The 25,212-nt window shown below is 67.7% G+C and carries 25 protein-coding genes; 14 read left to right on the top strand and 11 right to left on the bottom strand.

From position 1 onward, the window contains the following. Window positions 1–39: 39 nt before the first annotated feature. The gene (locus WI697_RS14815; RefSeq protein WP_345958995.1) at window positions 40–912 is read right to left on the bottom strand and encodes a class I SAM-dependent methyltransferase; all 873 of its coding nucleotides are present in this window, start codon (window positions 910–912) and stop codon (window positions 40–42) included. A 115-nt stretch (window positions 913–1,027) separates the two neighbouring features. Beyond that, entirely contained in the window at window positions 1,028–1,945 is a 918-nt protein-coding gene (locus WI697_RS14820) for a LysR substrate-binding domain-containing protein (protein WP_345958996.1), read from the bottom strand. A gap of 133 nt (window positions 1,946–2,078) precedes the next feature. Between WI697_RS14820 and WI697_RS14825 the strand changes: the two genes are divergently transcribed. The 5 genes from WI697_RS14825 to WI697_RS14845 all read left to right on the top strand — a co-directional run bounded on the left by WI697_RS14825 (window position 2,079) and on the right by WI697_RS14845 (window position 6,071). Then, window positions 2,079–2,465 carry a hypothetical protein gene (locus WI697_RS14825; RefSeq protein WP_062761703.1) on the top strand — a complete coding sequence of 129 codons (387 nt, stop codon included), beginning with the start codon at window positions 2,079–2,081 and terminating at the stop codon, window positions 2,463–2,465. A 145-nt stretch (window positions 2,466–2,610) separates the two neighbouring features. Next, window positions 2,611–4,134 carry a proline--tRNA ligase gene (gene proS, locus WI697_RS14830; RefSeq protein ID WP_345958997.1) on the top strand — a complete coding sequence of 508 codons (1,524 nt, stop codon included), beginning with the start codon at window positions 2,611–2,613 and terminating at the stop codon, window positions 4,132–4,134. A gap of 209 nt (window positions 4,135–4,343) precedes the next feature. After that, window positions 4,344–4,799 (top strand): PAS domain-containing protein, encoded by a 456-nt coding sequence (locus WI697_RS14835; RefSeq protein WP_345958998.1) that lies wholly within the window; start codon window positions 4,344–4,346, stop codon window positions 4,797–4,799. A gap of 147 nt (window positions 4,800–4,946) precedes the next feature. Then, a complete protein-coding gene (locus WI697_RS14840; protein WP_062761699.1) occupies window positions 4,947–5,372 on the top strand; it encodes a DUF983 domain-containing protein in 426 nt (141 codons plus the stop codon). A gap of 252 nt (window positions 5,373–5,624) precedes the next feature. Further along, window positions 5,625–6,071, top strand: a complete 447-nt coding sequence (locus WI697_RS14845; RefSeq protein WP_062761698.1) for a MarR family winged helix-turn-helix transcriptional regulator — start codon at window positions 5,625–5,627, stop codon at window positions 6,069–6,071. A 31-nt stretch (window positions 6,072–6,102) separates the two neighbouring features. Here WI697_RS14845 and WI697_RS14850 read toward each other — a convergent pair whose 3' ends face one another. Then, the gene (locus tag WI697_RS14850; RefSeq protein WP_082828230.1) at window positions 6,103–6,819 is read right to left on the bottom strand and encodes a GntR family transcriptional regulator; all 717 of its coding nucleotides are present in this window, start codon (window positions 6,817–6,819) and stop codon (window positions 6,103–6,105) included. 228 nt (window positions 6,820–7,047) lie between these two features. Between WI697_RS14850 and WI697_RS14855 the strand changes: the two genes are divergently transcribed. The 8 genes from WI697_RS14855 to WI697_RS14890 all read left to right on the top strand — a co-directional run bounded on the left by WI697_RS14855 (window position 7,048) and on the right by WI697_RS14890 (window position 16,596). After that, window positions 7,048–7,839 (top strand): class II aldolase/adducin family protein, encoded by a 792-nt coding sequence (locus WI697_RS14855; RefSeq protein ID WP_062761697.1) that lies wholly within the window; start codon window positions 7,048–7,050, stop codon window positions 7,837–7,839. 146 nt (window positions 7,840–7,985) lie between these two features. Continuing rightward, window positions 7,986–9,533, top strand: a complete 1,548-nt coding sequence (locus tag WI697_RS14860; RefSeq protein ID WP_062761696.1) for an ABC transporter substrate-binding protein — start codon at window positions 7,986–7,988, stop codon at window positions 9,531–9,533. Window positions 9,534–9,654: 121 nt separating this feature from the next. Next, a complete protein-coding gene (locus WI697_RS14865; RefSeq protein ID WP_014743790.1) occupies window positions 9,655–10,632 on the top strand; it encodes an ABC transporter permease in 978 nt (325 codons plus the stop codon). Next, entirely contained in the window at window positions 10,629–11,468 is an 840-nt protein-coding gene (locus WI697_RS14870; RefSeq protein ID WP_014743791.1) for an ABC transporter permease, read from the top strand. Before WI697_RS14865 ends, WI697_RS14870 begins: the two co-directional genes overlap by 4 nt. A gap of 11 nt (window positions 11,469–11,479) precedes the next feature. After that, the gene (locus tag WI697_RS14875) at window positions 11,480–13,135 is read left to right on the top strand and encodes an ABC transporter ATP-binding protein (protein WP_082828229.1); all 1,656 of its coding nucleotides are present in this window, start codon (window positions 11,480–11,482) and stop codon (window positions 13,133–13,135) included. Continuing rightward, window positions 13,132–14,103, top strand: a complete 972-nt coding sequence (locus tag WI697_RS14880) for a 2-hydroxyacid dehydrogenase (protein WP_345959000.1) — start codon at window positions 13,132–13,134, stop codon at window positions 14,101–14,103. Before WI697_RS14875 ends, WI697_RS14880 begins: the two co-directional genes overlap by 4 nt. A 41-nt stretch (window positions 14,104–14,144) precedes the next feature. Beyond that, the gene (locus tag WI697_RS14885; RefSeq protein WP_062761695.1) at window positions 14,145–15,173 is read left to right on the top strand and encodes a histone deacetylase family protein; all 1,029 of its coding nucleotides are present in this window, start codon (window positions 14,145–14,147) and stop codon (window positions 15,171–15,173) included. A gap of 55 nt (window positions 15,174–15,228) precedes the next feature. Continuing rightward, window positions 15,229–16,596 carry an aspartate aminotransferase family protein gene (locus WI697_RS14890; RefSeq protein ID WP_062761694.1) on the top strand — a complete coding sequence of 456 codons (1,368 nt, stop codon included), beginning with the start codon at window positions 15,229–15,231 and terminating at the stop codon, window positions 16,594–16,596. Between the two features lie 55 nt (window positions 16,597–16,651). Here WI697_RS14890 and WI697_RS14895 read toward each other — a convergent pair whose 3' ends face one another. From WI697_RS14895 to WI697_RS14910, 4 genes are read right to left on the bottom strand one after another with little or no spacing between them, the layout of a single operon-like run. Continuing rightward, window positions 16,652–18,889 (bottom strand): xanthine dehydrogenase family protein molybdopterin-binding subunit, encoded by a 2,238-nt coding sequence (locus tag WI697_RS14895; protein ID WP_345959001.1) that lies wholly within the window; start codon window positions 18,887–18,889, stop codon window positions 16,652–16,654. A gap of 4 nt (window positions 18,890–18,893) precedes the next feature. Then, window positions 18,894–19,886 carry an FAD binding domain-containing protein gene (locus WI697_RS14900; protein ID WP_345959003.1) on the bottom strand — a complete coding sequence of 331 codons (993 nt, stop codon included), beginning with the start codon at window positions 19,884–19,886 and terminating at the stop codon, window positions 18,894–18,896. A 4-nt stretch (window positions 19,887–19,890) separates the two neighbouring features. Next, entirely contained in the window at window positions 19,891–20,499 is a 609-nt protein-coding gene (locus WI697_RS14905; protein ID WP_385998839.1) for a (2Fe-2S)-binding protein, read from the bottom strand. Window positions 20,500–20,513: 14 nt separating this feature from the next. Continuing rightward, on the bottom strand, window positions 20,514–21,005 hold the full coding sequence (locus WI697_RS14910) for a DoxX family protein (RefSeq protein WP_345959004.1): 492 nt from the start codon (window positions 21,003–21,005) through the stop codon (window positions 20,514–20,516). Window positions 21,006–21,157: 152 nt separating this feature from the next. Here WI697_RS14910 and WI697_RS14915 point away from each other — a divergent pair, with 152 nt between their 5' ends. Continuing rightward, a complete protein-coding gene (locus WI697_RS14915; RefSeq protein ID WP_345959005.1) occupies window positions 21,158–22,120 on the top strand; it encodes a LysR family transcriptional regulator in 963 nt (320 codons plus the stop codon). On the opposite strand, the gene WI697_RS14920 is transcribed toward WI697_RS14915, so the two are convergent. From WI697_RS14920 to WI697_RS14935, 4 genes are all read right to left on the bottom strand, one after another. Next, a complete protein-coding gene (locus WI697_RS14920; protein ID WP_014743799.1) occupies window positions 22,074–22,343 on the bottom strand; it encodes a hypothetical protein in 270 nt (89 codons plus the stop codon). The genes WI697_RS14915 and WI697_RS14920 overlap by 47 nt on opposite strands. Before the next feature lie 149 nt (window positions 22,344–22,492). Next, a complete protein-coding gene (locus tag WI697_RS14925; protein ID WP_014743800.1) occupies window positions 22,493–23,221 on the bottom strand; it encodes a FadR/GntR family transcriptional regulator in 729 nt (242 codons plus the stop codon). A 111-nt stretch (window positions 23,222–23,332) separates the two neighbouring features. Next, window positions 23,333–23,881 (bottom strand): TRAP transporter small permease, encoded by a 549-nt coding sequence (locus WI697_RS14930; protein WP_345959006.1) that lies wholly within the window; start codon window positions 23,879–23,881, stop codon window positions 23,333–23,335. 5 nt (window positions 23,882–23,886) lie between these two features. Further along, complete coding sequence (locus WI697_RS14935) at window positions 23,887–25,194, bottom strand: TRAP transporter large permease (RefSeq protein ID WP_345959007.1); 1,308 nt, start codon at window positions 25,192–25,194, stop codon at window positions 23,887–23,889. Window positions 25,195–25,212 lie beyond the last annotated feature (18 nt).

The following is a 25,212-nucleotide window of genomic DNA, read 5'->3' on the forward strand; positions in this document are numbered from 1 at the left end:
CTTCCGGTGGTGGAGGCCTGGGGTGCCTGTGGCACGTGTTCAGAGGGTCGGTGCGAAGCTGCCCAGGATCAAGAGCGGCGCGACATGCCGGCGGACGACACCGATCCGCGAGGCCATGGCCAGTATGGGCATCATCCGCGGGAAGGGGTCAGCATAGGTCCAGCTGCGCTCGACCCGGAAGCCCGCAATCCCGGCCGCGAAGGCAGCCAGGCCGGCCAGCGTGAGGGCGAAGGGCATCGGCGGTGCGGTATAGCCGGGTGTCACCTTAAGGCCGCGGCGTGTCTTGCGGGAATACCAGCCGGGGATGGTGTCGAAATACACCTGTCCGCCGGGCAGGCCTGCGGCGAGTGCCGTCAGCAGCCGTGTCACCGTCATTGCATCGGGAGCATACATCAGCAGCCCTGCCGCGCTGACGAAGCACGGCCGGTCGGTTCCGATCTCGCTGATCCAGTCTTCGGGAGTGAAGGCCGATGCGGCAATCATACGGTTGCGTGGATGGGCAGGCAGCAGACGTCGGCGTAGCGCGATGCCTTCGGGCAGATCCAGCGTCACCCAGTCCATGTGGCCGTCATCGACCCGCCAGAGCTGGGTCTCCAATCCTTCGCCCAATGACAGCACCCGGATCGGGCGGTCATGCAGGGCGGCGAAGTCGCGGATCAACCGGTCCCCCAGCTTTGCCCGGATCGTGTGGGCAGGATGCGGGCGGCCGAAATGTCCGACGAAGTCGTAATCGATGCGGGCCAGCAGGTCTGCCGCGCGCGGATCGTCGAGCAGTTCCTCCCGCGGCACCCGCCCGGTTTCCGCCAGCCCGACGCGATGCCAGAGCAGCCAGAGCATGGTCTCGGGCACGCCGTCGAGAGAGACGGAGATGCGGTTGCCGGTGGCGCTGCCGGTGGAAGGGAGGGGTGTCATGGGAGCCTCAGCAGGGGATGATCCCGAGCCGGCATGCTTGCATCATATGCAAATGATAATCAATCGCAGATTTTGCCCGGAATCGGGTGGCTGATCCCGGATCCGGATCATGTGATCAGCTCTCGATCGGCCTTACCTCCGGGGGGACGGCGTCGCGACAGACGCGCGCCAGGGCGGTTGCATCGGCATCACCTGTTCCGCGCCGCCAGACAAGGCCGATCCGGCGATGGCCGGCCTCACCCTCGACCGGGCGGAAGATCATCCGCCGCTCCCCGCCCCGCTGCCAGGCATGGGCGGCGAGGGCGGGCACCAGGGTGGTGCCGAAGCCGGCGGCCACCAGCTCGCGCAGGGTCTCAAGGCTGGCGGCGCGGAAGTCGTCGCCGCCGGGGCTGGGGCGGGCACAGGCGGCCAATACCTGGTCGCGCAGGCAGTGACCGTCGGAAAGGACCAGCAGCCGGGCCGCGGCCAGCTCCGCTTCGCTGATTGCGGGCGCCTCGTCGGGCAGGGGGCGGTCGGTGTCTGCGGGCTCGACGGCGAAGAAGCCTTCGTCGAACAGCGGCGCCGCCTGCCGGCCGCGCAGTTCGACCGGCAGGGCGACCAGGGCGGCATCCAGCCGGCCGTCGTCGAGCAGCCCCAGCAGATTATCGGTCAGATCCTCGATCACCACCAGGTCGAGTTCAGGGTGTGCCTGCTTCAGCGCCGGCAGCAGGCTCGGCAGCAGATAGGGGCCGAGGGTGGGGATCGCCCCCAGCCGGTAGGGTCCCTCCAGCGGCTTCGCCCGATGCCGGGTCAGCCGCAGGATCGCCTGCTGTTCCGCCAGCGCCCGGCGGGCATGGGTCACGATGCGCTCGCCGGCCGCCGTCAGCCGCACGCCCTTGCGGCTGCGCTCGACCAGTTCCACGCCCAGATAGTCCTCAAGCTTGCGCAGCTGGGCGCTCAGGGTGGGCTGGGCGACGCCTGCGGCCGCGGCAGCCCGACCGAAATGGCCGTGATCGGCGATGGCCACCAGATATCTGAGTTCGGTCAGGGTCATGGGGGTGGGCTGGCTCCGTGACGATCGGGACTGCCTATCGTGTCGATCCGCATTCGCCTCTACAAGTCCGGGGCGTGCTCCTGTATATAAGAGTGAAACTTAGATTCATTCCAATAGATGGAGTGTCCCGCCCATGTCCGCCGATCGTGATCCCCGCATCGTCTCCGATCCGCGAAAACCCGCCACGGCCCGTGCTGGCCGTATCGCTGCTGGCCGTATGGCTGCCGACCGCATCGCTGCGGGCCTGGCTGCGGCACGATCCGGCCTGCCCGCCACCATCGCGGCACTCGCGGTGGTCGTGCTGGCGGCCGTTGCCGTCACGGCCGTGCTGGACGGCGCCGAGGCGGCGGTGACGCTTGGTCTTGCCGGCTGGCTGCCGGTCGCGATCGCGGCCATCGCCGTCGGTGGCGGCGGCTCGGGGCTGAAGCGGCGCATGATCCGCGGTTACGGGTTCACGGCGGTGTTGCCGCTGCTGCCGCTTGCGGTCGGGGTGGCCCTGGCCTCCCGCGGCAGTCTCTGAGCCCGAAGCTCGCGCCGCCCGGGCGGAAGCTCTTGTTCTCGGCCCTGAAACGTGGATGATGCCGGCGAGTATGGGGCCATGCGCATTCATGGCGCTTTTCCCGTCGTTCAACAGCCGTCGTCCAACACACAGGGACCTCCGTCCGATGTCCAGCGCCCAGCGGAAGACCGCCATCCGTATCAGCCGTGCCGAGGATTTTCCGGCCTGGTTCCAGGAAGTGGTCAAGGAAGCCGAGATGGCCGAGCCCTCGGGCGTGCGCGGCTGCATGGTCATCCGCCCCTGGGGCTATGGCGTCTGGGAGCAGATCCAGAAGCGCTTCGACCAGCGCATCCGCGAGACCGGCCACCAGAACTGCTATTTCCCGATCTTCATCCCGCTCGACCTGATCGAGAAAGAGGCGGCCCATGTCGAGGGCTTCGCCAAGGAGATGGCGGTCGTCACTCATCACCGCCTGGTCCAGAAGGACGGCAAGCTGGTCCCCGACGGGCAGCTGGAAGTGCCGCTGGTCGTCCGCCCGACCTCCGAGACCGTCATCGGTGAGGCCTTCGCCCGCTGGATCCGCAGCTATCGCGACCTGCCGCTGAAGATCAACCAGTGGGCCAATGTGGTCCGCTGGGAGATGCGCCCCCGGGTCTTCCTGCGCACCAGCGAATTCCTCTGGCAGGAGGGGCATACCGCCCACGCCACCCGCGAGGAGGCGATGGACGAAACCGCGACCATGCTCGAAGTCTATCGCGAGGTGGTCGAGGACTGGCTGGCGGTGCCGGTGATCCCGGGTGAGAAGCCCGAGAGCGAGCGCTTCCCCGGCGCGGTGGAAACCCATTGCATCGAGGCGATGATGCAGGACGGCAAGGCGCTGCAGGCCGGCACCTCGCATTTCCTGGGCCAGAACTTCTCCAGGGCCGCCAATATCCAGTTCCAGACCAAGGATGGCGGGCTCGAATTCGCCTACACCACCTCGTGGGGCGTCTCGACCCGGCTGATCGGCGCGCTGATCATGACCCATTCCGACGATGACGGCCTGCGGCTGCCCCCGGCCGTGGCGCCGGCGCAGATCGTGATCCTGCCGATCATCCGCGACGAGGCGAGCGAAGCCCAGGTGATGCCGGCGGTCGAGGCGCTGGCGAAGCGGCTGTCGGGCGAACGCTATCTGGACCTCCCGGTGCGGGTCGAGGTCGACCGCCGCGACATGAATGCCGGCGAAAAGCGCTGGTCGTGGATCAAGCGCGGTGTGCCGGTGATCCTGGAAGTGGGCCCCCGCGACGTCGCCTCGGGCTCGGTCGCGGTCACCGAGCGTACGGCGCTTGACCAGAAGAAGGCGTTCCTGCCGCAGGACGAGCTGGTCTCGGGCATTTCGGACCGGCTGGCGGCGATCCATAAGCGGCTCTATGACGAGGCGGCCGCCTTCCGCGAGACCCGGATCCGCACCGACATCACCGACTACGAGGCCTTCCGCGCCTTCTTCTCGAAGGAGGGCAGCGACTTCACCGGCGGGCTCGGCTTCGTGCGCGCCCCCTGGTGTGGGACGCGGGAAAGCGAGGCGAAGCTCGACGATCTGGGCGTCACCATCCGCTGCCTGCCCTATGACCAGGGCGATGTGGCGGGTAAGGCCTGCGTGCTGACCGGTGCGCCTGCGACCGTGGAAGCCATCTTCGCCAAGTCCTACTGATCCGCGTTCTGCTGATCGACACGGACCTGCGATGATCCTGCATCGTCGCAGCAATATTGCGCTGCACCAGAGTCACCCCTTCGGAAATTCCGCGAGGGGTGGCTTTTTCTTTGCGATCCGGAAAAATCCTCCGGACGGGCAGGGCAGGGGCTGCTATCGTTGCAGAAGGCCATGACCGGCCGTGCGACCGCCAGGCAGGCATCCGCAATATGGACGATTTCGCGCGTCAGTTCGAAACCGACATCCTTCGCTCGGCCTACGCCTATTGGCGTGGGCTCTGCGGCGACGCCGGCATGCCGCTGCGGCGCCAGATCGATCCGCTCGATCTGCGCCGGCTGCTGCCGAACCTGTTCATCTATGACGTCGTCCGGGCGGAGGATGGCAGCTGGGACTACCGCTTCCGTCTGGTCGGGACGCGGATTTCAGAAGCCCATGGCGGCGATCATCGCGGACGGCTGCTGCGCGACGTCCATGGCGATCAGTGGTCGCGGATCGAGGAGGATTATCACGGCGTGGTCCGCACCGGGCGGCCGAATTTCGCCCGCCGCTCTGGTTTTGCCATCAACAAGGACTACGTGACCTATGAACGCATCCTGCTGCCGGTGAGCGATACCGGCGATCGTGTCGATGCCCTGTTCGGTGCCGCCCATTACTGGATGGGGTGATGTGGAGGCCGCGACGTCGTGTCGCGTGTCACGCGACGAAGCGTGCGCCCATATTGAGGATTGCGCATCCGTCCCGCCAGTTTCCGGGATCCCTTCCGCAATCCCGTTCCCATCAGCGATGCGCCCCAGCCCCGAGGAGAAGAGCCCATGCCGGGCCAGAACATGTCGGGCCAGGAAGAAATGGTCTGGACCAATGCAATGACCGAAGAGGCAGCCGCCGAGCCGGCGCCGCCGGGCTTCTGGCGCGCGCTTCGCCGCGGCTTCGCCCGCCGCTGCCCCCGTTGCGGCGAGGCGCCGGCTTTCGACGGCTATCTGAAGGTGCGCGATCACTGCGATCACTGCGGCGAAGCGCTGGGCAGCTACCGGGCCGACGACGCGCCGCCCTATTTCACCATCTTCCTGGTCGGCCACATCGTGGTGCCGCTGATGCTGTGGGTGGAGAAGGACTGGATGCCCGATCTCTGGGTGCATGTCCTGCTCTGGATTCCGCTCAGCCTGATCCTGACCTTCCTGTTCCTGCCCCGCATCAAGGGGGCGGTGCTGGGGGCGATGGTCCATCTGGGCATCCACTAGCCCCCTCTGCCCGCGCAGGTCCGGGTTCCCGGAACGCCCGTGTCCTTTTTGAGGGGCATGGGCGTTTTTTCGTGGTCTGACCGACACTTCCGCATTCGGCGGCTTGGTAATCGGTGACGCAGGACCTATGTCTAGGTCATGGGGATGCGGTTTCCGATCGGGGATCTCCCGACAAGATCACGATCGGCCGTGGCATCCCGTCCGAATGACGTACCCATCCTCGAATTCGTCCTCGAACCAGAGGGAGGCAGGATGCAGCCCGTCGAAGAGCTTCGCTATCTGATCCTGGCGGCACAGCGCGAAGCCTACCGTCAGCTCGCCGACCGGCTGCGGCCGCTCGGCCTTACGCCCTCCCAGGCGGAGGTGCTGACGGTCTTGGCCCAGCGTGAGCCCCTGTCGCTGGTCGATCTGGGCGAGTTGCTGGTCTGCGAGACCGGCAGCCCCAGCCGGCTGGTCAATGGTCTGGTCGAACACGGCCTGGTGCGCCGGGACCGTTCCGACACCGACCGTCGGATGATCACTCTCACCCTCACCGACCGCGGCCGATCCCAGGTCCAGCGGCTGACCGATATCGACCGTCAATATCACGCCGACATGTCGCGCCGGCTGAACGGCGACGACCTCGACCATGTCACCCGCGCCCTCTGGCAGCTGGTCGGTGACCGGCCGGCCGGCCGGGCTCTGCAGAAACGGCGCTGAGGCGAGCCTCCCCTTCAGCCGGGGGAAACCCTCAGCCGGGACCGAACATCGCGACGACCCTCTGCCGGGCCGTACCGATATGATAGTCGCTCGCCTCCGCGAAACTCGTCGCGTCGCCTGACCGGAGCGCGTCGAGCAAGGGCTCGTGGGTGCGGGCGATTTCGTGCGGGTCGTCGTAAAGCCGGCCGATCATGGCAATGCCATAGCGGGTCTCGGCGGTCAGCTCGTCGAAGACCTTGAGCAGGCGGCGATTGCCGGCGAAGACGCAGATCATGCGGTGGAACTTCAGATCCTCCTCGATCTGACGGTCGCCATCACCTGCCTCGGCCAGACGATGGAGCAGCTGCACCTGCGCCGACAGGGCGGTGTCCATCTCGGGCGTCAACCGGCCGGCCAGCAATCCGCCTGCATGGCGTTCCAGGCACATGCGCAGATCATAGATCTGGTCCAGATCCGCCGCATCGAAGCTGCGGACGAAGAAGCCGCGGCGCGGCACCGCGACCACCAGCCCCCGGTTTTCCAGCAGGCGGGCCGCCTCGCGCACGGGGGCGCGGCTCACCCCCAGATCGCGCGCGATGGTCGCCTCGGTCAACCGGGCGCCGGGGGCAAACCCCCCCTTCATGATCGCCTCGGTCAGGACCTGGGCGATGCGGTTGACCAGGTCGTCCTGCGCCAGCGCCGCAAGCTGCGGCGTGGCCTGGGTACCTGCGGCACTATGCGGGGGGCGTGTCGGTCCGGTTGCGGTCATATGTCACCTCTCCCTTGCGACTATGCCCGAAACATGGTCGAATGTCGATTGTCGACAATTTGCAACGCGACATTCCGCCGCCCCCGCGTCGCGTTTGCAGCCCCCATCCGTCGACCGCCTGGCTTCGTCGACTGCCCCGCCCGTCGACCGCCCCAGCCTATCGACGACTCTTTCCGCGCCCGCCGTTGCGGGGCACCGCATCCGTCATCTCCGCGCGAGGTCCGCCTGATGCAGACCGCATCCCAGCTCCACCCCACCACCGAGGCCGCCACCGATCCCGTCGACAAGGTCCGGATCGATCTGGCCGCGGCCTATCGGCTGGTCGCCCATTTCGGCCTGGACGACAGCATCTTCACCCATATCTCGGCGCGCGTGGCCGATGCCGAGGACGGGACCGGCCGGTTCCTGATCAATCCCTACGGCCTGCGCTTCGACGAGGTGACGGCGTCGAACCTGGTGACGGTGGATCTGAACGGCCGGATCATCGACGACCCGTATGGCGCCGGCATCAATGCCGCGGGCTTCACCATCCACAGCGCCGTTCATGCCGCACGTCACGACGTGCAGTGCGTGCTGCACACCCACACCGTCGCCGGCGTCGCCGTGTCGTGCCAGGCAGAGGGGTTGCTGCCGCTGAACCAGTGGTCGCTGCAGTTCCACGACCGCATCGCCTTCCATGAATACGAAGGCATTGCGCTGGATCTGGACGAGCGCGAGCGGCTGGTGAACGATCTGGGCGACCGCAAGGTGATGATCCTGCGCAATCACGGCCTGCTGACCTGCGGCAGCACGGTCGCGGAGGCGTTCAAGCTGATGTACAATCTGGAGCGCAGCTGCAAGGCGCAGCTTGCCCTGCAGGCCTCGGGCGCGCCTGTCCATCGCCCGAGCGACGAGGTGGCGCGCAAGACCGCCGCCCAGTATTCGGGCTGGAGCGACAAGCACGGCCACAACCGGCCCGACCCGGAGTGGGAGGCCTATCTGCGCCTCCTCCGTCGGACCCAGCCCGATTTCGAGAACTGACCGACCAGAACAGGATTTCGTGCCCGGCAGGGAGGCCGGGCGCGGATTTCGTGGCCGTTCGACGACAGATCGAAACCAACGACACCAGAACGGGATGAGCCACGTCCGAAGACCGACGTAAAACCGAGACGTCAGGGGGAACAGGAATGATCAGGGGAATTCTGCTCGGCGGCGTGGCAGCGCTGTCGTGGATCTTCGCGGCCACCGCAGCACCCGTCGAGGGAGGACGGGCCAATGTGGTGATCCAGCCCGAACCGCCGGGACTGATGCTGGGCATGATCCAGAACGGCCCGACGCAGATGGTGGCCGGCAACATCTATGAAGGCCTGCTGCGCTACGACAAATCGCTGAAGCCGATGCCGCAGCTCGCCGAGAGCTGGACCGTGTCCGGCGACGGCACGATCTACACCTTCAAGCTTCGCCAGGGTGTCACCTGGCATGACGGCAAGCCGTTCACCTCGGCCGATGTCGTCTTCTCGGTCGACAAGTTCCTGCGCGAGACCCATGCGCGCCTGCGCGCCTCGCTCGCCTATGTCGACAACATCTCGGCGCCGGACGACCACACCGTCGTCTTCAAGCTGAAGGAGCCCTTCGGCCCCTTCCTCGGCATCTTCGAGGTCGGCACCATGCCGATGGTGCCGAAGCACATCTATGAAGGCACCGACTACAAGACCAACCCTGCGAACAACACGCCGATCGGCACCGGCCCCTTCAAGTTCAAGGAATGGGTCAAGGGTTCGCATATCCTGCTGGTCAAGAACGAGAACTATTACGAGAAGGGCAAGCCCCATCTCGACGAGATCTACTGGCATGTGATCCCCGACGCGGCCTCGCGCGCCGTCGCCTTCGAAAACGGCACGGTCGACATCCTGCCGGGCGGCTCGGTCGAGAATTTCGACGTGCCGCGGCTGACCGCGATGGACAATGTCTGCGTCACCGACGAGGGCTGGGAGTTCTTCTCGCCCCTGTCCTGGCTGTGGCTGAACAATCGCGAAGGCCCCACCAAGGACGTGCGCTTCCGCAAGGCGATCATGTACGCGATGGATCGCGAATTCGCCAAGGACGTGCTCTGGAACGGTCTGGGTGACGTGGCCACGGGTCCGTTCTCGTCCAAGATCCGCTTCTACTCCGACGACGTCACGCCCTATCCGCACGACCCCGAGAAGGCCAAGGCGCTGCTGAAGGAGATGGGCTATGACGGCACGCCCGTCCGCCTGCTGCCGCTGCCCTATGGCGAGACCTGGCAGCGCTGGGCGGAAGCGGTGAAGCAGAATCTGGAAGAGGTGGGCATCAAGGTCGAACTGGTCGCGACCGACGTCGCCGGCTGGAACCAGAAGGTCGCCGACTGGGATTACGACCTCGCCTTCACCTATCTCTACCAGTATGGCGACCCGGCGCTCGGCGTGTCGCGGACCTATGTCTCGACCAACATCGCCAAGGGCTCGCCCTGGAACAATGTCGAGGGCTATGTCTCGCCCGAGATCGACAAGCTGTTCCACGAGGGGGCCAGCGCCTTCTCCGACAAGAAGCGCGAGGCGGTCTACAAGGTCGTCCAGAAGAAGCTGGTCGAAGACGTGCCGGTGGCCTGGCTGCTGGAACTCGGCTTCCCGACCATCACCCGCTGCAACGTGAAGAACCTGATCACCACGGGCATCGGCGTGAACGACGGCTTCAAGGACGCCTGGATCGAGTGACCGGCGGGATGTGACGGCCGGTCGGGACCGCTCTGTCCGGGAGCGGCCCCGCCGGGCCGGCCGTCGCATCCGTCGCGTTCCTGCCATTCCCTTCCGGGCGCCCCGTCGAGGAGACCTGTCGATGGCGCTTGCACGCTTCCTGTTCGGCCGGCTGGTCAAGGCCGCCCTGGTGCTGCTTGCGGTTCTGGTGCTGAACTTCTTTCTGATCCACGCGGCGCCGGGTGATCCGGCGGCGGTCATGGCCGGCGAGGCCGGTGCCGCCGACGAGATCTTCATCCAGCAGCTGCGCGAGCGCTTCGGCCTCGATCAGCCGCTGCATGTGCAGCTGTGGATCTACCTCTCGGGCGTGGTCACGCTCGACTTCGGCTATTCCTATCGTCAGCAGATGCCGGTCCTGGATCTGATCATGGACCGCCTGCCGGCGACATTGCTGCTGACCGGCACCGCCTTCGTGATCTCGCTGATCATGGGCGTCGCGGCCGGAGCAGTTGCGGCCATGCGCCGCGGCAAGTGGTCGGACACGGCCATCACGACGGCCGCCCTGATCTTTTATGCGACACCGCTTTACTGGGTGGCGCTGATGGCCGTGCTGCTCTTTTCGGTGGAACTCGGCTGGCTGCCGGGCTTCGGCATGGAAACGGTCGGCGGCGATGCCACCGGCTTCGGCCATGTGCTCGATGTCGCCGAACACCTGATCCTGCCGGCCTTCACCCTGGGCCTGTTCTTCATGGCGGTCTACACCCGCATGACCCGTGCGTCGATGCTGGAGGTCTCGCGGCTGGATTTCGTGAAAACCGCACGTGCCAAGGGGCTGAAGCCCGCCGTCATCCAGCGCCGCCACGTGCTGCGCAACGCCATTCTGCCGATCGTCACCCTGGCCGGCCTCCAGGCCGGGCAGATGGTCGGCGGTGCCATCCTCACCGAGACCGTTTTCGCCTGGCCGGGCATCGGCCGGCTGATGTTCGAGGCCCTGCTGCAGCGTGACTACAACCTGCTGCTCGGCATCTTCTTCGTCTCGGCGGCGATGGTGATCCTGTTCAACCTGGTGACCGACCTGATCTACCGGGTCGCCGATCCCAGGATCGAGGTGGGGGCATGAAGAAGTTCCTCGTGCGCTTCGCGCAGAACCGCGGTGCGGTCGTCGGCATGATCATCCTGCTGGCGGTGATTGTGCTTGCGATCATCGCGCCGCTGATCTACCCGGTCTCGCCCTGGAAGATGGTGCAGCGGCCCTTCCTGCCGCCACTCGACGTGGCGGGCCTGCCCTTCGGAACCGACACGCTGGGCCGCAATGTCGCAGCCGGCCTGGCCCATGGGGCGCGGGTCTCGCTGCTGATCGGCCTGGTCTCCACCGTGGTGGCGCTGGCCATCGGCGTGCCGCTCGGGGCCGTGGCCGGCTATTACGGCGGCATCGTCGACGACGCGCTGATGCGCTTCACCGAGTTCTTCCAGACGGTGCCGAGCTTCGCGCTCGCCATCGTGCTGGTCGCGATCTTCCAGCCCAGCATCACCTCGATCGTGATCGCGATTGCGGTGGTCAGCTGGCCGCCCGTGGCACGGCTGGTGCGCGGCGAGGTGCTGTCGCTGCGCACCCGCGAATATGTCGAGGCGGCGATGCTCGCCGGCCAGTCGAACACCACGATCATCCTGAAGCAGATCCTGCCCAACACGCTGTCGCCGATCATCGTGCTGGCCTCGCTGATGGTGGCGACCGCGATCCTGCTCGAAAGCTCGCTCTCCTTTCTGGGGCTGGGTGATCCCAATGTGATGAGCTGGGGCTACATGATCGGCGCCGCCCGGACCGTGATCCGCCAGGCCTGGTGGCTGAGCTTCTTCCCCGGCGTCGCCATTCTGCTGACGGTGCTGGCGCTCAACCTGGTCGGCGAAGGCCTGAACGATGCGCTCAACCCGCGCCTTGCGCGGCAGGACGGGTGAGGGAGGCCCAGATGACCGAGGCCCAGATGACCGAGGGTGTCCTCCTTTCGATCCGCGATCTGAAGCTGGCCCTGCCCAAGGGGGCCGACCGGCCCTTCGCCGTCGACGGGGTCAGCTACGACCTGAAAGCCGGCGAGATCCTGTGCGTGGTGGGTGAAAGCGGCTCCGGCAAGTCGATGGCCGCCAATGCGGTGATGGGGCTGCTGCCGCCGGGGGTGAAGCCGGCGGGCGGACAGATCCTGTTCGACGGCCGCGATCTGCTTGCCCTAGACGAGGCCGGTTTCCGCGAACTGCGTGCCGCCCGCGTGGCGATGATCTTCCAGGAGCCGATGACCGCGCTGAACCCGCTGATGCGGGTGGGCGAGCAGATCGCCGAGGTTTTCGAGGGCCATAACCGGCTGAAGCCCAGGGAGCGGCGTGCCCGGGCCCTGGAGCTGCTGACCGAGGTCGGCATCCCGGATCCCGCACGCGCGATCGACGCCTATCCCTTTCAGCTGTCGGGCGGTCAGCGCCAGCGGGTGATGATCGCCATGGCGCTGGCGCTGGAGCCCCGGCTGCTGATTGCCGACGAGCCGACCACCGCGCTCGACGTCACCACCCAGGCCCAGATCCTGGAACTGATCCGCGACCTGCAGCGCCGCCACGGCATGGGGGTGATGTTCATCACCCACGACTTCGGCGTGGTGGCCGAGATCGCCGACCGGGTCTGCGTGATGCGCTATGGCCAGGTGGTGGAGATCGGCACGGCCGCAAAGGTTCTGGGCGCGCCGGAACATGAATATACCCGCGGGCTGATCGATGCGATCCCGGGCATGGGCGTGCCCGATCGCAAGCCGGTCGAGGGCGAGGTCCTGCTCAAGGTGCGGGGGCTGACCAAGACCTATCACGGCAAGGGCGGGCTTACCCGCAAGGCACGGGTGGTCAAGGCGGTGGACGACATCTCCTTCGATCTTGCCCGTGGCGAGACGCTGGGCATCGTCGGCGAAAGCGGATCGGGCAAGTCGACCCTCGGGCGCTGCATCGTGCGGCTGATCGACCCCGAGACCGGCTCGGCCGAGATCGGCGGGGTCGATCTCGCAACCCTGAACGGGGCGGCGCTCCGTCGCGAACGCCGGCGGGTGCAGATGGTGTTCCAGGACCCCTACGGCTCGCTCAATCCCCGCACCCGGGTGGGACAGATCATCGCCGAAGGCCCGATCGCGGCCGGTGTGCCTGCCGCCGAGGCGCGCAAACGCGCGCGGGAGCTGCTGGAAGTGGTGGGGCTGGATGCCTCTGCCGCCGACCGTTTCCCGCATGAATTCTCGGGCGGCCAGCGCCAGCGTATCGGCATCGCCCGGGCGCTCGCGCTCGATCCTGAGCTGATCATCGCCGACGAGGCGGTCTCGGCCCTCGACGTCTCCATCCAGGCCCAGGTGCTCGACCTCTTGGCCGAACTCAAGACCCGTCTCAGGCTATCCATGCTGTTCGTGACCCATGACCTGCGCGTCGCGGCGCAGATCTGCGACCGCATCGCCGTGATGCAACGCGGCCGCATCGTTGAACTCGGTCCGGTGGCCGAGGTGTTCGGCGCGCCGAAGAGCGACTACACCCGCGACCTGCTGGCGGCCATTCCGGGCCGTGGCCCCGGCACGCCGCTCAAGCGCTTCGCCGCAGGTGCCGGCGCATGACCACCATGCCGCGGGCGCGCCGTTGCGTCTGGTTGAGTGCCACCCTGGATCTCGGCGCCATCTTCGGCGCCGATTTCCGGGCCCATGCCCCGCATATCGAACTGGTCGACGCCGTGACCGCGGCAGAGGACCCGGCCTCGGTCGATTTCGCCCTGGCCTGGAAGCCGGCGGCCGATGCCTTCCTCCCCTTCCCGAAGCTTGCCTTCGTCTCGTCGATCGCAGCCGGGGTCGACAACATTCTGGCTTGCCCCAGCCTGCCCCAGGGGCTGCCGGTGCTGAGGGTGCGGGATGACGATCAGGCGCGGATGATGGCCGGGTTCGCGGCCTGGCATGTGCTCTGGCATCACCGCGGCATGGGGGATTATCTGGCCCAGCAGCGGGACGGCGTCTGGCAGCGCAAGCTGCGCAAGCAGTCGGCACGCGAGGTGCGGATCCTGATCCTGGGCTTCGGCCATATGGGCCGGGTGGCGGCCGGCGTGCTCTCGGGCCTCGGCTATGACGTGCGGGCGGTGGCCCGGCGGGCGCCGGATCCCGCTCTGGTACCCGATGGCGTGACCGTGCTTGCCGGTCCCGATGCGCTCGATCGCCTGCTGCCCCAGGCGGATATGGTGATCAACCTGCTGCCGCTGACCGAGGACACCCGCGGCCTGCTGGCGGCGGACCTCTTCGCGAAGCTGCCGGCCGGCGCCGTGCTGATCCAGCTTGGTCGCGGCGAACAGCTGATCGAGGCCGATCTGCTGGCGGCGCTGGATGCCGGGCAGCTGTCGGCGGCCTCGCTCGATGTCTTCCAGGTCGAGCCGCTGCCGGCCGACCACCCCTTCTGGCGCGATCCGCGCATCCTGATCACGCCGCACGAAGCGAGTGAACCGGATGCCGGTGCGCTTGCCCGTCACATCGCCGCGGCGGCGGAGCGTCTCGACCGGGGACTGCCGGTCGAGACCTCGGTCGACCGCGGCGCCGGATACTGACCGCTCCGGCTCCTGCACTTCTCTTTTGGGACGTGTGCCTCATGAAAGTCGTCTTCGACCCCCGCCAGACCGCCCATGCGCCGGAGCAGTATTTCCGCCGTGGTGCCTTCATCCCCCATCCCGAGCAGCCGCTGCGCGCGATCCTGCTCCGCGACGCGCTGGCCGGTGCCGGCCACGAGATCGTGACGCCTGCGGATCACGGCCTGGACTCGCTCTATGCCGTTCATGATCAGGGCTATGTCGATTTCTTCCGCACCGCCTGGGCGCGGTGGGTAGAGGCGACCGGGAGCACCAACCCCGCCGTGCCCAATTATCACACCACCCGGCGCGATGCCCGCCGGCCCGAGGGCGTGATCGGCCAGCTCGGCTACTATTCCACCGACACGGCCTGCCCCGTGACCGAGGGCACCTGGGAGGCGATCTACTGGTCGGCCCAGTCGGCGCTGGATGCCGCCGAGCGGGTGATGGCGGGTGAGCGCATGGTTTATGGCCTGTCGCGTCCGCCCGGCCATCATGCCTCGTGGGATGCCAGCAACGGCTTCTGCTTCTTCAACAATGCCGCCGCGGCCGCCCATCATCTCCGGCGCCGGTTCGGCAAGGTGGCGATCATCGATGTCGACACCCATGCCGGCAACGGCACCCAGGACATCTTTTATGAGCGCGGCGACGTGTTCTTCACCTCGATCCATGTCGATCCCACCGATTACGTGCCCTATTACGTCGGTTATCCCGACGAGACCGGCCGCGGCGAGGGGGCGGGTGCCAATCTGAACCTGACCCTGGCGCCGGGATCGGGCGATGCCGAGATCGGGGCGGCGGTCGATCGGGCGCTGGACGCGATCCGGGATTACGGGGCCGAGGCGCTGGTGGTCTCCCTCGGCTTCGACATGGCCCATGACGACCCGCTTTCGGTGGTCCGCTGCACGGCCGAGGGCTTTGCCGCGACGGCAACCAAGATCACCCGGATGGGCCTGCCCACCGTGCTGGTGCAGGAAGGCGGGTATCTGGGCCCCTCGCTTTCGAACAATGCCGTCGTCTTCCTCAACGCCTGTGATGCGGCGCTGGGCTGACCGGCGTATCGTTTCATCGACAGTTCCCCCCCGATCCCACCCCAGGAGCCGGATCATGGCCTACAGTCCGAACTCGCCGGAAGCCCGCGACATCGCCTACCACCTCCATTCCTATACCGATGCCCGCCGGCATGAAGAGACCGGCTCGGTGGTCCTGGAGAAGGGTGACGGGGTCTTCGTCGAGGACATCCACGGCAACCGCTACATCGAAGCGATGGCGGGGCTGTGGAGCGTGGCGCTGGGCTTCAGCGAGAAGCGGCTGGCCGATGCCGCCGCGCGCCAGATGGCGAAGCTCCCCTTCGCCCACACCTTCAGCTACAAGTCCAACGGCCCGGTGATCGATCTGGCCGAAAAGCTGATCTCGCTCGCCCCCGTGCCGATGAGCAAGGTGTTCTTCACCAATTCGGGCTCCGAGGCGAACGACACCATCCTGAAGCTGCTCTGGTACCGCTCGAATTCCATGGGCCAGCCGCAGCGCAAGAAGATCATCAGCCGGGTGCGCGGCTATCACGGCGTCACCATCGCCTCGGCCAGCCTGACCGGTCTGCCCAACAATCACCGCTCCTTCGATCTGCCGATCGCGAACGTGCTGCATACCGGCTCGCCGCATCACTGGAAGGACGCGAACCCGGGCGAGAGCGAAGAGGATTTCGCCACCCGCCGCGCCGAAGAGCTGGAGGCGATGATCCTGGCCGAGGGGCCGGAGACCATCATGGCCTTCATCGGCGAGCCGGTGATGGGTGCCGGCGGCGTGGTCGTGCCGCCCGCGACCTATTGGGAGAAGATCCAGGCGGTTCTGGCGAAATACGACATCCTGCTGATCGCCGACGAGGTGATCTGCGGCTTCGGCCGGACGGGCAACATGTTCGGCAGCCAGACCTACGACATGCGCCCCGACATCATGACCATGTCGAAGCAGCTGTCCTCGTCCTACCTGCCGATCTCGGCCTTCATGATCAACGAGAAGGTCTACGGGCCGATCGCCGACGAGAGCCACCGCATCGGCGTGCTCGGCCACGGCTTCACGGCCGGCGGCCATCCGGTCGCCTCGGCCGTGGCGCTCGAGAACCTGAAGATCATCGAAGAGCGCGATCTGGTCGCGAATGCCCGCGAGATGGGTGAGCGCCTGCGCGGCCGCTTCCATGCCCTCGAAGGTCATCCGCTGGTCGGCGAGGTCCGCGGTGTCGGCCTGATCGCGGCGGTCGAACTCGTCACCAACAAGGAAGCCAAGACGGCGCTGGAGGCCCCCGGCGCGCTCGGCGGCAAGGTTGCGGCCGCCCTGCAGGCGCGCGGCGTGATCGTGCGCAACATGCTCGACGCCATCGCCTTCTGCCCGCCGCTGATCATCAAGGCCGACGAGGTCGACATGATCGCCGACCGCTTCGAGGCGGTGCTGAACGACGTGGCGGCCGAGGTGCTCTGACCCCGCAGCTCCCGGCGACGCAGGTCGCCGGGATCCTTTTTTGTCGGGGGCCGTTTCAGATCAGGGCATCGACCCTGATCGGCAGGTCGCGGATGCGACGGCCGGTAGCGTGGAAGACCGCGTTGGCGATGGCCGCCGGCATGCCCACCGAGGCGACCTCGCCCAGCCCCTTAATGCCCAACTCCTTCATGCCCCCCCCATTCAGGCCCGGCCCGCCTGGCATCGGGTCCGGCAGGTCGATGAACTCTGCCGAAAGCCGGCCGATATCGGCATGGCTTGCGACCACATATTCGGCGAGGTCGGCATTCAGGAAGCTGCCATCGCGGGGATCGACCTCGCTTGCCTCGAACAGGGCACCGCCGATCCCCCAGATCATGCCGCCCAGCGCCTGGCTTCGGGCGGTTCTCGCCGAGATCACCCGCCCGCAGTCGATCACGGAATGGGCGCGGACCACCCGCAGGATCCGGGTGCGTGGATCGACGGCTACCTCCACGAAATGGGCGATGAAGGACATCGCCACCGCCTCGGGATAGTCGGGCCCGGCCGCAGCCGGCAGACCCTGGCGCAGCCGGTCCAGGGCTGGCGGGCCCTGGCCGGGGGCCAGGCTTTCGACCGTCACCTCCAGCGGCCGGCCGCCATTGCCGGCAAGGAGGCGTGAGAGGCCGGCGGCGAGACCGCCCTGGTCCGCCCGTTCCGCGATCAGGCTCCGCATCTTCTCCGCCGCCGCCGCGACCGACGGCACCACAGTGGCCGTCCCCCAGGACCCGGCGGTGAGGTGCTGTGGCACACTTGCCGTGTCGCCTGCGATCACGCGGATGGCGGCGGGATCGATACCCAGCCGGTCGGACAGGGTCAGGGCGACGACCGTGCGCAACCCCTGGCCCATTTCGTGGCCGCCGACGGCGATCTCGACCGATCCGTCGGCGCGGAGGGTCAGCCGGGTGATGGCGGGCGCCCGGGCGGCCTTGTAGGCGCCCACGGCGACGCCCATGCCGGTCATGCGGCCATGGGCATCCCGCATCCGACCGGGTCGCGGGTCGCGGTCGTACCAGCCGAAGGCCCGGGCCCCACGCTCCAGGCAGGCAGCCAGATGCCGTGACGAGAACGGTTTGCCGCTGACGGGATCGCGGTCGGTATCATGGGCGAGGCGGAAGGCGACCGGATCGGCACCCAGTTCCCAGGCGAGTTCATCGACCGCACTCTCGAAGGCGAAAGCGGCCCCGAACTCGTAAGGCGCGCGCATGAAGCCGGGGGTCTGGGTGTCCAGCCGCGTCAGCCGTTCGATGCCCTGAACTGCCGGGATCGCATGCAGCCTGAGGCTGACCTCGGTGCCGAGCCCGGGCATCAGGTCGTGGCGCGATGTCTGCTGGGTGATCTCGTGGATGGCGGCCGTCATCCGGCCGTCGGCTCCGGCACCCAGCCGGATGCGATGGCGGGCGGCGGGGCGGAAGGCGGCAATGCGGGCGACCTGGGCGCGCGGCATCACCAGCTTCACCGGCCGGCCCGTGGCACGTGCCGCGACGGCCGCGAGCACGGTGTGGGCGCCCAGGGCATTCTTCTGGCCGAAGCCGCCGCCCACCGATGGCGAGATCACCCGGATGGCGGCAGGATCGATGCCGAAGACCCGGGCGAGGCCGGCCCGAACCGCGCCACTGTTCTGGCTGGGCTCGTGGATCGTGAGACGGTCGCCCTGCCAGACCGCCACGGTCGCCAGAAGCTCGATCGGGTTCTGGTGCTGTGCCGGCGTGGCATAGGCGACGTCGATCACCGTGGTCGAGCCGGCAAGTGCGGCTTCGGCATCGCCATTGCGACGGTCGCGCATCATCGGCAGCGGGATGGCCTGTTCCTGAAGCAGGGTTTCAGCCCGGGGGTCGTCCAGGGTGGTGACCGGCGGCTCTGCTTCATATCGCACGCTTACCAGCCGCGCGGCGCCCCGGGCCGTTTCCAGCCTGTGTGCCACCACCAGGGCGATCGTCTGGCCGTGATGGTGCACCTCGGCCGAGGTCATGGGCAGGATCGACTGCGCGGCATGGCCGCCCGCCATGATGAACTGCACGCTGCCGAGGGCCGGCATGGTGTCGTGGGTCAGCACCAGCACCACCCCCGGCACTGCCGCGGCGGCGGTGGTATCGATGGCGAGGATCCGGCCGCGGGCGATGGTCGCCGGCACGGTCACGGCATGCAGCAGGCCGTCGGGGCGCCGGTCGGCCGCATAGCGTTGCAGGCCGGTGACCTTCTCGACGGCATCGATGCGGGGCGCGTCGGCGCCGATGCGGGGTTCTGACACGGACATTGGGTCAGCTCCTCGTCCCTGCGGTGATCAGTGCCTCGGCGACCGCTGCGGCGGCGAGGTCGATCCGGAAGCGGTTCTGGCGGCCCGGCCGGGCGTTCTGCAGTGCGATGCGTCCGGCCGCCGCTGCCGTTTCGGAGGTGAGCGGCCGGCCGATGAGAGACGCTTCTGCGTCAGGCGCCCGCCAGGGGATGGTCGCGACCCCACCGAGCGCGATGCGCGCCTCGGTGACGATCCCGCCTTCCACGACGACCGCTGCGGCGGCCGAGGCGAGTGCGAACGCGTAGGAGGCCCGATCCCGCAGCTTCACATAGGCGGAGTGCCGTGCCGCCCGGGCCGCTGGGATGGTGATGCCGAGGATCATCTCCGCCGGGTCGAGCGAGGTTTCCCGTGCGGGGCTGTCACCGGGCAGCCTCAGCAGCTCCGCCACCGGCACATGGCGATTGCCGGCGGGGCCGATCACCTCGACCCGGGCATCGAATGCGGTGAGCGCCACGGCGAAATCGCCGGGATGGACCGCCACGCACTGCGTGCCGCCGCCCAGAAGGGCCGCATGCCGGTCGGGCCCGCCGGTCGCGGCACAACCGCTGCCGGGCATGCGCCTGTCGCAGGCCGCCGCCACGTCCCGGAACCATGGGCAGCGGGTTCGCTGCATCAGATTGCCGCCGAGAGTCGCCATGTTGCGCAGCTGGGCCGAGGCGCCTTTCCAGAGAGCCTCCGAGACCGCCGGCCAGTCGCGCCGGATGTCCGGATGGTCGGCCGCATCCGACATGCGGACCAGCGCGCCGAGGGTGAGACCCGTCTCCGACACCGAAATCGTCGACAGTCCGGGAATGCCGGTGATGTCGACCAGCCGGGTGGGGGTCTCGACACCCAGCCGCATGAGATCGACCAGATTGGTGCCGCCGGCGAGCAGGCGGACATCTCCCGGCCGGCCGCGGGCGAGTTCGTCGACCGCCTGCTGAACGGAGCGGGCGCGGATATGGCTGAAGGGCTGCATCCGGTCACGCCTCCGGTCCAGGGGCCGGCAGGCCGGCCACCGCGGCGATCGCGGCGGTGATGCCGTCATAGGCGGCGCAGCGGCAGAGATTGCCGCTCATATATTCGCGGATCTCGTCCACCGACCCGGCATGGCCTTCGCTCAGGCAGGCGACCGCCGACAGGATCTGCCCCGGGGTGCAGTAGCCGCATTGCAGCGCGTCGTGGTCGATGAAGGCCTGCTGCATCGGATGCAACCTGCCATCGGGGCCGCGGAGCCCTTCGATGGTAGTGACGGGGCGGCCATCGGCCTGAACCGCCAGGGTCAGGCAGGCCAGCACCCGCCGGCCGTCGATCAGCACGGTGCAGGCGCCGCACTGGCCGTGATCGCAGCCCTTCTTGGTGCCGGTCAGGTCCAGATGTTCGCGCAGGGCATCGAGCAGGCTGGTCCGCGGATCCAGATCGAGCTGGTATCGTTCGCCATTGATCCGGAGCACCACAGGGCTGGCTCCATCCATCGCCGGTGGCGTAGCGGTCCGGGCGGCGGAGATGTGAACACCGATGCTGCCGGCTGCGGTGGCGGCCGCACCGGTCTTGAGAACGGTGCGGCGAGAGACGCCGTCGGACATGGTCATGATCGTCGCCTCCTTCAGATTTCCAGGCCGAGACGGCGGTCGAGGGAAAGGCGGCCACCGCCCGTGAAGGCAAAGAGAAGGGCGGTGAAGCCCAACATCACCGGGTATTCGATGCCGCGATCGATCCAGGGCCAGGTCGGGCCGAGCGCTATGGAGATTGCGATCATCTCGATCGTGAACATGACGGCGATGAGCCGTGTGGCGAGGCCTGCGGCAAGGGCGAGGCCGCCAAAGGTCTCGAGCAAAGTGACCAGCATGGCCAGCTCTTCGGCGAATGGCAGGCCCAGCACGTTGCGGATCAGCCCCGTAGATCCGGCCATGGGGTCGGCCATGGATCCGTGCGAGGAGCCGAGCAGTTTGGGCAGCCCATGGGTGACCATGGTAAGGCCGAAGGCGATCCTGAGCGCCGCCCCGGCGAACGGTGTGCCCGTGGCATAGACCGGCCCGACAGCCGGCAGGATGAGGCGGGGCGCCGGCTGACGGCCCTGATGATCCGTGTGGGTCATGACGTCGTCTCCGGAAAGGGGAAGATGCCGGCCTTGCGCGACCCGGCTCCCTATAGCCTAATTGTTTCAGGCGAGACGTCTGGACCCGGGATTTCGACAGAACTATTCCGCCAGTCCGAACAATATCGTGCGCGAGCTGTAGGAAACCCCACATGGACCGCATCGACGTGATGAGGCTGTTCACCCGGATCGTGGAGCGGGGGAGCTTTGCGCAGGCGGCGCGCGACCTGCAGATTCCGCGGCCGACCGTGACCCATGCCATTCAGCAGCTGGAGGCGCGGCTGGGCACGCGGCTTCTGGAGCGGACCACACGACAAGTGGCGCCGACATTGGACGGTGTCGCCTATTTCGAGCAGTGCACCCGGCTGCTTGCGGATCTGGACGAGGTGGAAGGCGCCTTTCGCCATGCCCGGCCGGCGGGGCCGCTCAGGGTCGATGTCCAGGGCACGCTCGCGCGCTTCTTCGTCATGCCCGCGCTTCCGGAATTCCTGGCCCGCTATCCCGATATCAGCCTGCGCCTGGGCGAAGGGGAGCGGATGGTGGATCTTATCCAGGAGGGGGTCGACTGCGTGCTGCGCGCCTGGGATCTGGCCGACAGTTCACTGACCGGCCGGCGCGTGGCCAGCCTGGAGGTGGTGACCGTCGCGAGCCCGGATTATCTGGCCCGCTTCGGCGAGCCGCGAAAGCTCGAGGATCTGGCGGGGCATCGCATGGTCGGCTACCTCGCCTCGGCGACGGGCACCGCCTATCCGCTGGAGTTCATGGTGGATGGCGTGCTTCGGACGGTCGACCTGCCCACCGGGCTGACCCTGACCGGGGCCGAACTCTACAATGCTGCGGCGCTGGCGGGTCTTGGTCTGGTCCAGCTGCCGCGCTACCGGTTCGAGCGCGACCTGACCGAGGGCCGGTTGCGGATCGTCCTGCCGGATCTGCCGCCGCCGCCGATGCCGGTCTGGGTGCTGTACCCGCAGAACCGCCACATGCCGCTGCGGGTGCGGGTCTTCGTCGACTGGCTGACCGAGGTCTTTGCCCGGGTGATGCGCGATGGCGGCGATGCCGCGGCGGCGGTCACACCCGCTTCTGCAGCCAGGCCTCTGCCCCGCGTCCCAGATTGAGGGCGGCCAGATCCCCCTTCACCTCGACCACCATCAGCCGGTCGAGTTCGTCGTCCATATACTGGGCAAGCCAGCCGCGGACCATTTCGGCCGAGGCCTCGAGGTCGATCAGCCAGGCATCTTCCAGCGCATGGGCATGGGCCACCGAGGCGAGCGCCTTGTGCAGGCGGTCGTAGCTCTGCCCTTCGGCGCGGAGTTCATAGGTCACCAGATAGACGGCCATCCGCGGATCGATCCCCTGTGGTGACGGCATCCATGCCGGGACGCGGTTCGTCCGGCGGTGCCGTTCCCCTTTCAGGTGATGTTCGCGGGCGACATGTCAAAGGGCAAGCCCTCGTCGACATGTCGGCCGGTCTGTCGATGTTCCGCCTCTCAACGTTCTTCGATGCGATCCTCGATCGCGCGGCCCGAGAGCAGCCAGCCGCGGCGCAGATCCTCGATATGACGGGCCATCCAGGTCGAGGCCTCGTCGGCATCCCTGAGTTTCAGGGCGGCCACGATCGCCCGGTGGGCCTCGAGATTGCGGCGGGGGGCCTGCTTCACCTGTTTGCCGAGTTCGACATAGGGCCGGAACAGCAGCTGGCCGATCGGCTCGCGCGACAGCATCAGCGCGCGGTTGCCCGAGAATTCGGCCAGCATGGTATGGAACTCGGTATCGACACCGTCGGTCGGCTCCCCCGCCGCCACCAGATGGGCGGTGGCATCCAGGTTCACCTCCAGCGCGTCGATCTGTGCATCGGTGATCCGGGCGGCGGCGAGCGAGGCGGCGAGCGGTTCCAGAACCCGGGCGACCTCCCAGAGTTCCTTGAACTTCACGTCATGCATCAGCAGCGCGCGTTCCATCCGGGGCGAGATGTCCTCCTGCCCGGGGATGGCGATCACCAGCCGCTTGCGGCCCTCCCGCCGGAGCAGCCCTTCGCTTTCCAGCTGCCGGATCCCCTCGCGGATGGTGGAGCGGTTGACACCGAAACGGGTGGCGAGTTCGGTTTCGCTGGGCAATTGCTCGCCCGGCTTCAGCCGGCCGTCGACGATGAGGCGCTGGAGCTCCTTCGAGACGACCTGATAGGCCGGCGGGATCTTCAGTTTCGCGATCTCGAGCATGACGACCGTCCAGCATCCGGGGTGAAAACGCGCCGCATCGGTGTAACCGAACCGCCGGGCGGGGGAAAGCCGTTCCGGTTCCGCAATTTACCCATAAACCGTCCGGCGGGGCTATTGCCCGCCGGCGGTGGGGTCGGCCTCTGCCGCAGGCAGCGGCGTGCCGGTTGCGAAATGGCGGACATGCAGGGCGATCTGCCAGACCATCTCGATCGCCATCAACCCGAGCGCCAGCGGCACCATCATGATGAACGGCCAGACCGGAAAGAAATCCGATCCCAACTGCATGGTCCGCCCGGTCCTGAGGCCGGTGGCCGCATACCGGGCGAGGTACCAGAACAGGAACAGGAAGATCGCAAGCTCCACCACCAGCATCAGGATGGCGACCGCCGATCCGGCCCGCCGGGGCAGGGCGGTCGCGATCACCTCCAGCCGGGGAAAGATCCCGTCACGATGGGCAAGCGGCAGGGCCCAGAACACCATCAGCGGAAACAGCATCCGTTCGATGATGTTGTAGGCGCCGGGCACGAGGTCGGTGTGCAGCGCGTAGCGGCCGAAAACGCTGAGCACGGTCAGGATCATCACCGCGAACAGACAGAGACCGGCGCCGATCGAGGCCAGCCCCCATTCGAAGCGGCCGAGCAGTCCGTGAAGTCTGGTCATGGGTCTCACCTGAGGTTGCCGGGCAGCCAGGTGACGATCCCGGGGAAGAGGATCGTGGCGCCGATGACGATCACGGCCGAGGCGAGCGCGAATTTGCCGGCCGGGCGGAAGACTTCGGCCACCGGATGACGTTGGGCCGCCGCGGCGGCATAGGCCGAAAGGCCGACCGGGGGCGTCAGCAGGCCGAGGGCGATCATGAAGCTGGCCAGCACGCCGAACCAGAGCAGGTCGATACCGGCGGCCTCCAGCATCGGCAGCACGATCGGCACGATCAGCAGGATCACCGCGGCGCTCTCCAGGATCATGCCGGCGACGAACAGCACCGCCATCAGCACCGCAACCAGCAGGCCGGGCGAGCCGACCAGCGGCTCGGCGAGCGCCAGCAGATCGCGGGGCAGGCGCGAGAAGGCGAGGAAGCGGGCAAAGATCTGGGCCCCGATCACGATCAGCATCAGCATGGCCGAGATCTTGACGCTGTCGGCCAATGCCGCCGCCAGATCGCGCCAGCCGATCCTGCGCATGAGGGTGAGGCCGACCAGGGCGGTGAAGGCGCCGACGGCACCGGCCTCACCCACGGTGATGATGCCGGTATAGATCCCGCCGAACACCACCAGCATCAGGGCCATCATGAACAGCGAGGCCCCGAGCGCGCCCCGCTCCAGCTCGGACGGCTGATCGGGGCGGGCGCCGGGGGCGGCACCTTCCGGGCGCAGTTCCTCGAACAGCGCGAGGCAGCCGATATAGACCAGCATGCACAGCAGCCCGGGGCCGAGCAGACCGATGAACAGAGCGCCGATCGGCACCGAGGTGATGGCGCCGTAGATGATCACGATCAGGCTGGGCGGAATGACCGCCGAGAGCGAACCCGCCACCGCCGCAAGGCCGATCGCGAAACGGCGGCTGTAGCCGACACGTTCCAGTTCCGGGGCCGAGAGGGTCGCGAGCGAGGCGGCGGAGGCGGCCCCCGAACCCGAGACCGCGCCCAGCAGCCCGCCGATCACCAGCGTGGCGACGCCGAGCGGAAAGCGCCGGTAGCCGGCCATGCGATGGCCGACGCGGAACAGGTCGAGCACCAGCCCGCCGCGGAGCAGCAGCTGTGCCATCAGCAGGTAGAGCGGGATGATCGACAGCGAATAGTTCGACGCCGTGTAGAACACGTCCTGGCCGAGCACGCCGTTCAGCACCCGCGGGCCGGTCCAGAGCAGGATGCCGACGATGCCGGTCCCCAGCAGGACCGTGGCGACATGCTGGCCGAGCAGCAGGAAAAAGACGAACCAGCCGGCGACGATCAGCAGGATGATGTCGTGGGACATGGGATCCGGGCCTTGCAC

Origin of the sequence: Tistrella mobilis (assembly GCF_039634785.1) — a bacterium.
Classification (GTDB): Bacteria; Pseudomonadota; Alphaproteobacteria; order Tistrellales; family Tistrellaceae; genus Tistrella; species Tistrella mobilis.

What these genes read in the sequence shown, in the direction of transcription:
- WI697_RS14815 (WP_345958995.1), bottom strand. Translation starts at nt 912, where the DNA reads ATGACACCCCTCCCTTCCACCGGCAGCGCCACCGGCAACCGCATCTCC.
- WI697_RS14820 (WP_345958996.1), bottom strand. Translation starts at nt 1,945, where the DNA reads ATGACCCTGACCGAACTCAGATATCTGGTGGCCATCGCCGATCACGGC.
- WI697_RS14825 (WP_062761703.1), top strand. Translation starts at nt 2,079, where the DNA reads ATGTCCGCCGATCGTGATCCCCGCATCGTCTCCGATCCGCGAAAACCC.
- proS (WP_345958997.1), top strand. Translation starts at nt 2,611, where the DNA reads ATGTCCAGCGCCCAGCGGAAGACCGCCATCCGTATCAGCCGTGCCGAG.
- WI697_RS14835 (WP_345958998.1), top strand. Translation starts at nt 4,344, where the DNA reads ATGGACGATTTCGCGCGTCAGTTCGAAACCGACATCCTTCGCTCGGCC.
- WI697_RS14840 (WP_062761699.1), top strand. Translation starts at nt 4,947, where the DNA reads ATGCCGGGCCAGAACATGTCGGGCCAGGAAGAAATGGTCTGGACCAAT.
- WI697_RS14845 (WP_062761698.1), top strand. Translation starts at nt 5,625, where the DNA reads ATGCAGCCCGTCGAAGAGCTTCGCTATCTGATCCTGGCGGCACAGCGC.
- WI697_RS14850 (WP_082828230.1), bottom strand. Translation starts at nt 6,819, where the DNA reads ATGACCGCAACCGGACCGACACGCCCCCCGCATAGTGCCGCAGGTACC.
- WI697_RS14855 (WP_062761697.1), top strand. Translation starts at nt 7,048, where the DNA reads ATGCAGACCGCATCCCAGCTCCACCCCACCACCGAGGCCGCCACCGAT.
- WI697_RS14860 (WP_062761696.1), top strand. Translation starts at nt 7,986, where the DNA reads ATGATCAGGGGAATTCTGCTCGGCGGCGTGGCAGCGCTGTCGTGGATC.
- WI697_RS14865 (WP_014743790.1), top strand. Translation starts at nt 9,655, where the DNA reads ATGGCGCTTGCACGCTTCCTGTTCGGCCGGCTGGTCAAGGCCGCCCTG.
- WI697_RS14870 (WP_014743791.1), top strand. Translation starts at nt 10,629, where the DNA reads ATGAAGAAGTTCCTCGTGCGCTTCGCGCAGAACCGCGGTGCGGTCGTC.
- WI697_RS14875 (WP_082828229.1), top strand. Translation starts at nt 11,480, where the DNA reads ATGACCGAGGCCCAGATGACCGAGGGTGTCCTCCTTTCGATCCGCGAT.
- WI697_RS14880 (WP_345959000.1), top strand. Translation starts at nt 13,132, where the DNA reads ATGACCACCATGCCGCGGGCGCGCCGTTGCGTCTGGTTGAGTGCCACC.
- WI697_RS14885 (WP_062761695.1), top strand. Translation starts at nt 14,145, where the DNA reads ATGAAAGTCGTCTTCGACCCCCGCCAGACCGCCCATGCGCCGGAGCAG.
- WI697_RS14890 (WP_062761694.1), top strand. Translation starts at nt 15,229, where the DNA reads ATGGCCTACAGTCCGAACTCGCCGGAAGCCCGCGACATCGCCTACCAC.
- WI697_RS14895 (WP_345959001.1), bottom strand. Translation starts at nt 18,889, where the DNA reads ATGTCCGTGTCAGAACCCCGCATCGGCGCCGACGCGCCCCGCATCGAT.
- WI697_RS14900 (WP_345959003.1), bottom strand. Translation starts at nt 19,886, where the DNA reads ATGCAGCCCTTCAGCCATATCCGCGCCCGCTCCGTTCAGCAGGCGGTC.
- WI697_RS14905 (WP_385998839.1), bottom strand. Translation starts at nt 20,499, where the DNA reads ATGACCATGTCCGACGGCGTCTCTCGCCGCACCGTTCTCAAGACCGGT.
- WI697_RS14910 (WP_345959004.1), bottom strand. Translation starts at nt 21,005, where the DNA reads ATGACCCACACGGATCATCAGGGCCGTCAGCCGGCGCCCCGCCTCATC.
- WI697_RS14915 (WP_345959005.1), top strand. Translation starts at nt 21,158, where the DNA reads ATGGACCGCATCGACGTGATGAGGCTGTTCACCCGGATCGTGGAGCGG.
- WI697_RS14920 (WP_014743799.1), bottom strand. Translation starts at nt 22,343, where the DNA reads ATGGCCGTCTATCTGGTGACCTATGAACTCCGCGCCGAAGGGCAGAGC.
- WI697_RS14925 (WP_014743800.1), bottom strand. Translation starts at nt 23,221, where the DNA reads ATGCTCGAGATCGCGAAACTGAAGATCCCGCCGGCCTATCAGGTCGTC.
- WI697_RS14930 (WP_345959006.1), bottom strand. Translation starts at nt 23,881, where the DNA reads ATGACCAGACTTCACGGACTGCTCGGCCGCTTCGAATGGGGGCTGGCC.
- WI697_RS14935 (WP_345959007.1), bottom strand. Translation starts at nt 25,194, where the DNA reads ATGTCCCACGACATCATCCTGCTGATCGTCGCCGGCTGGTTCGTCTTT.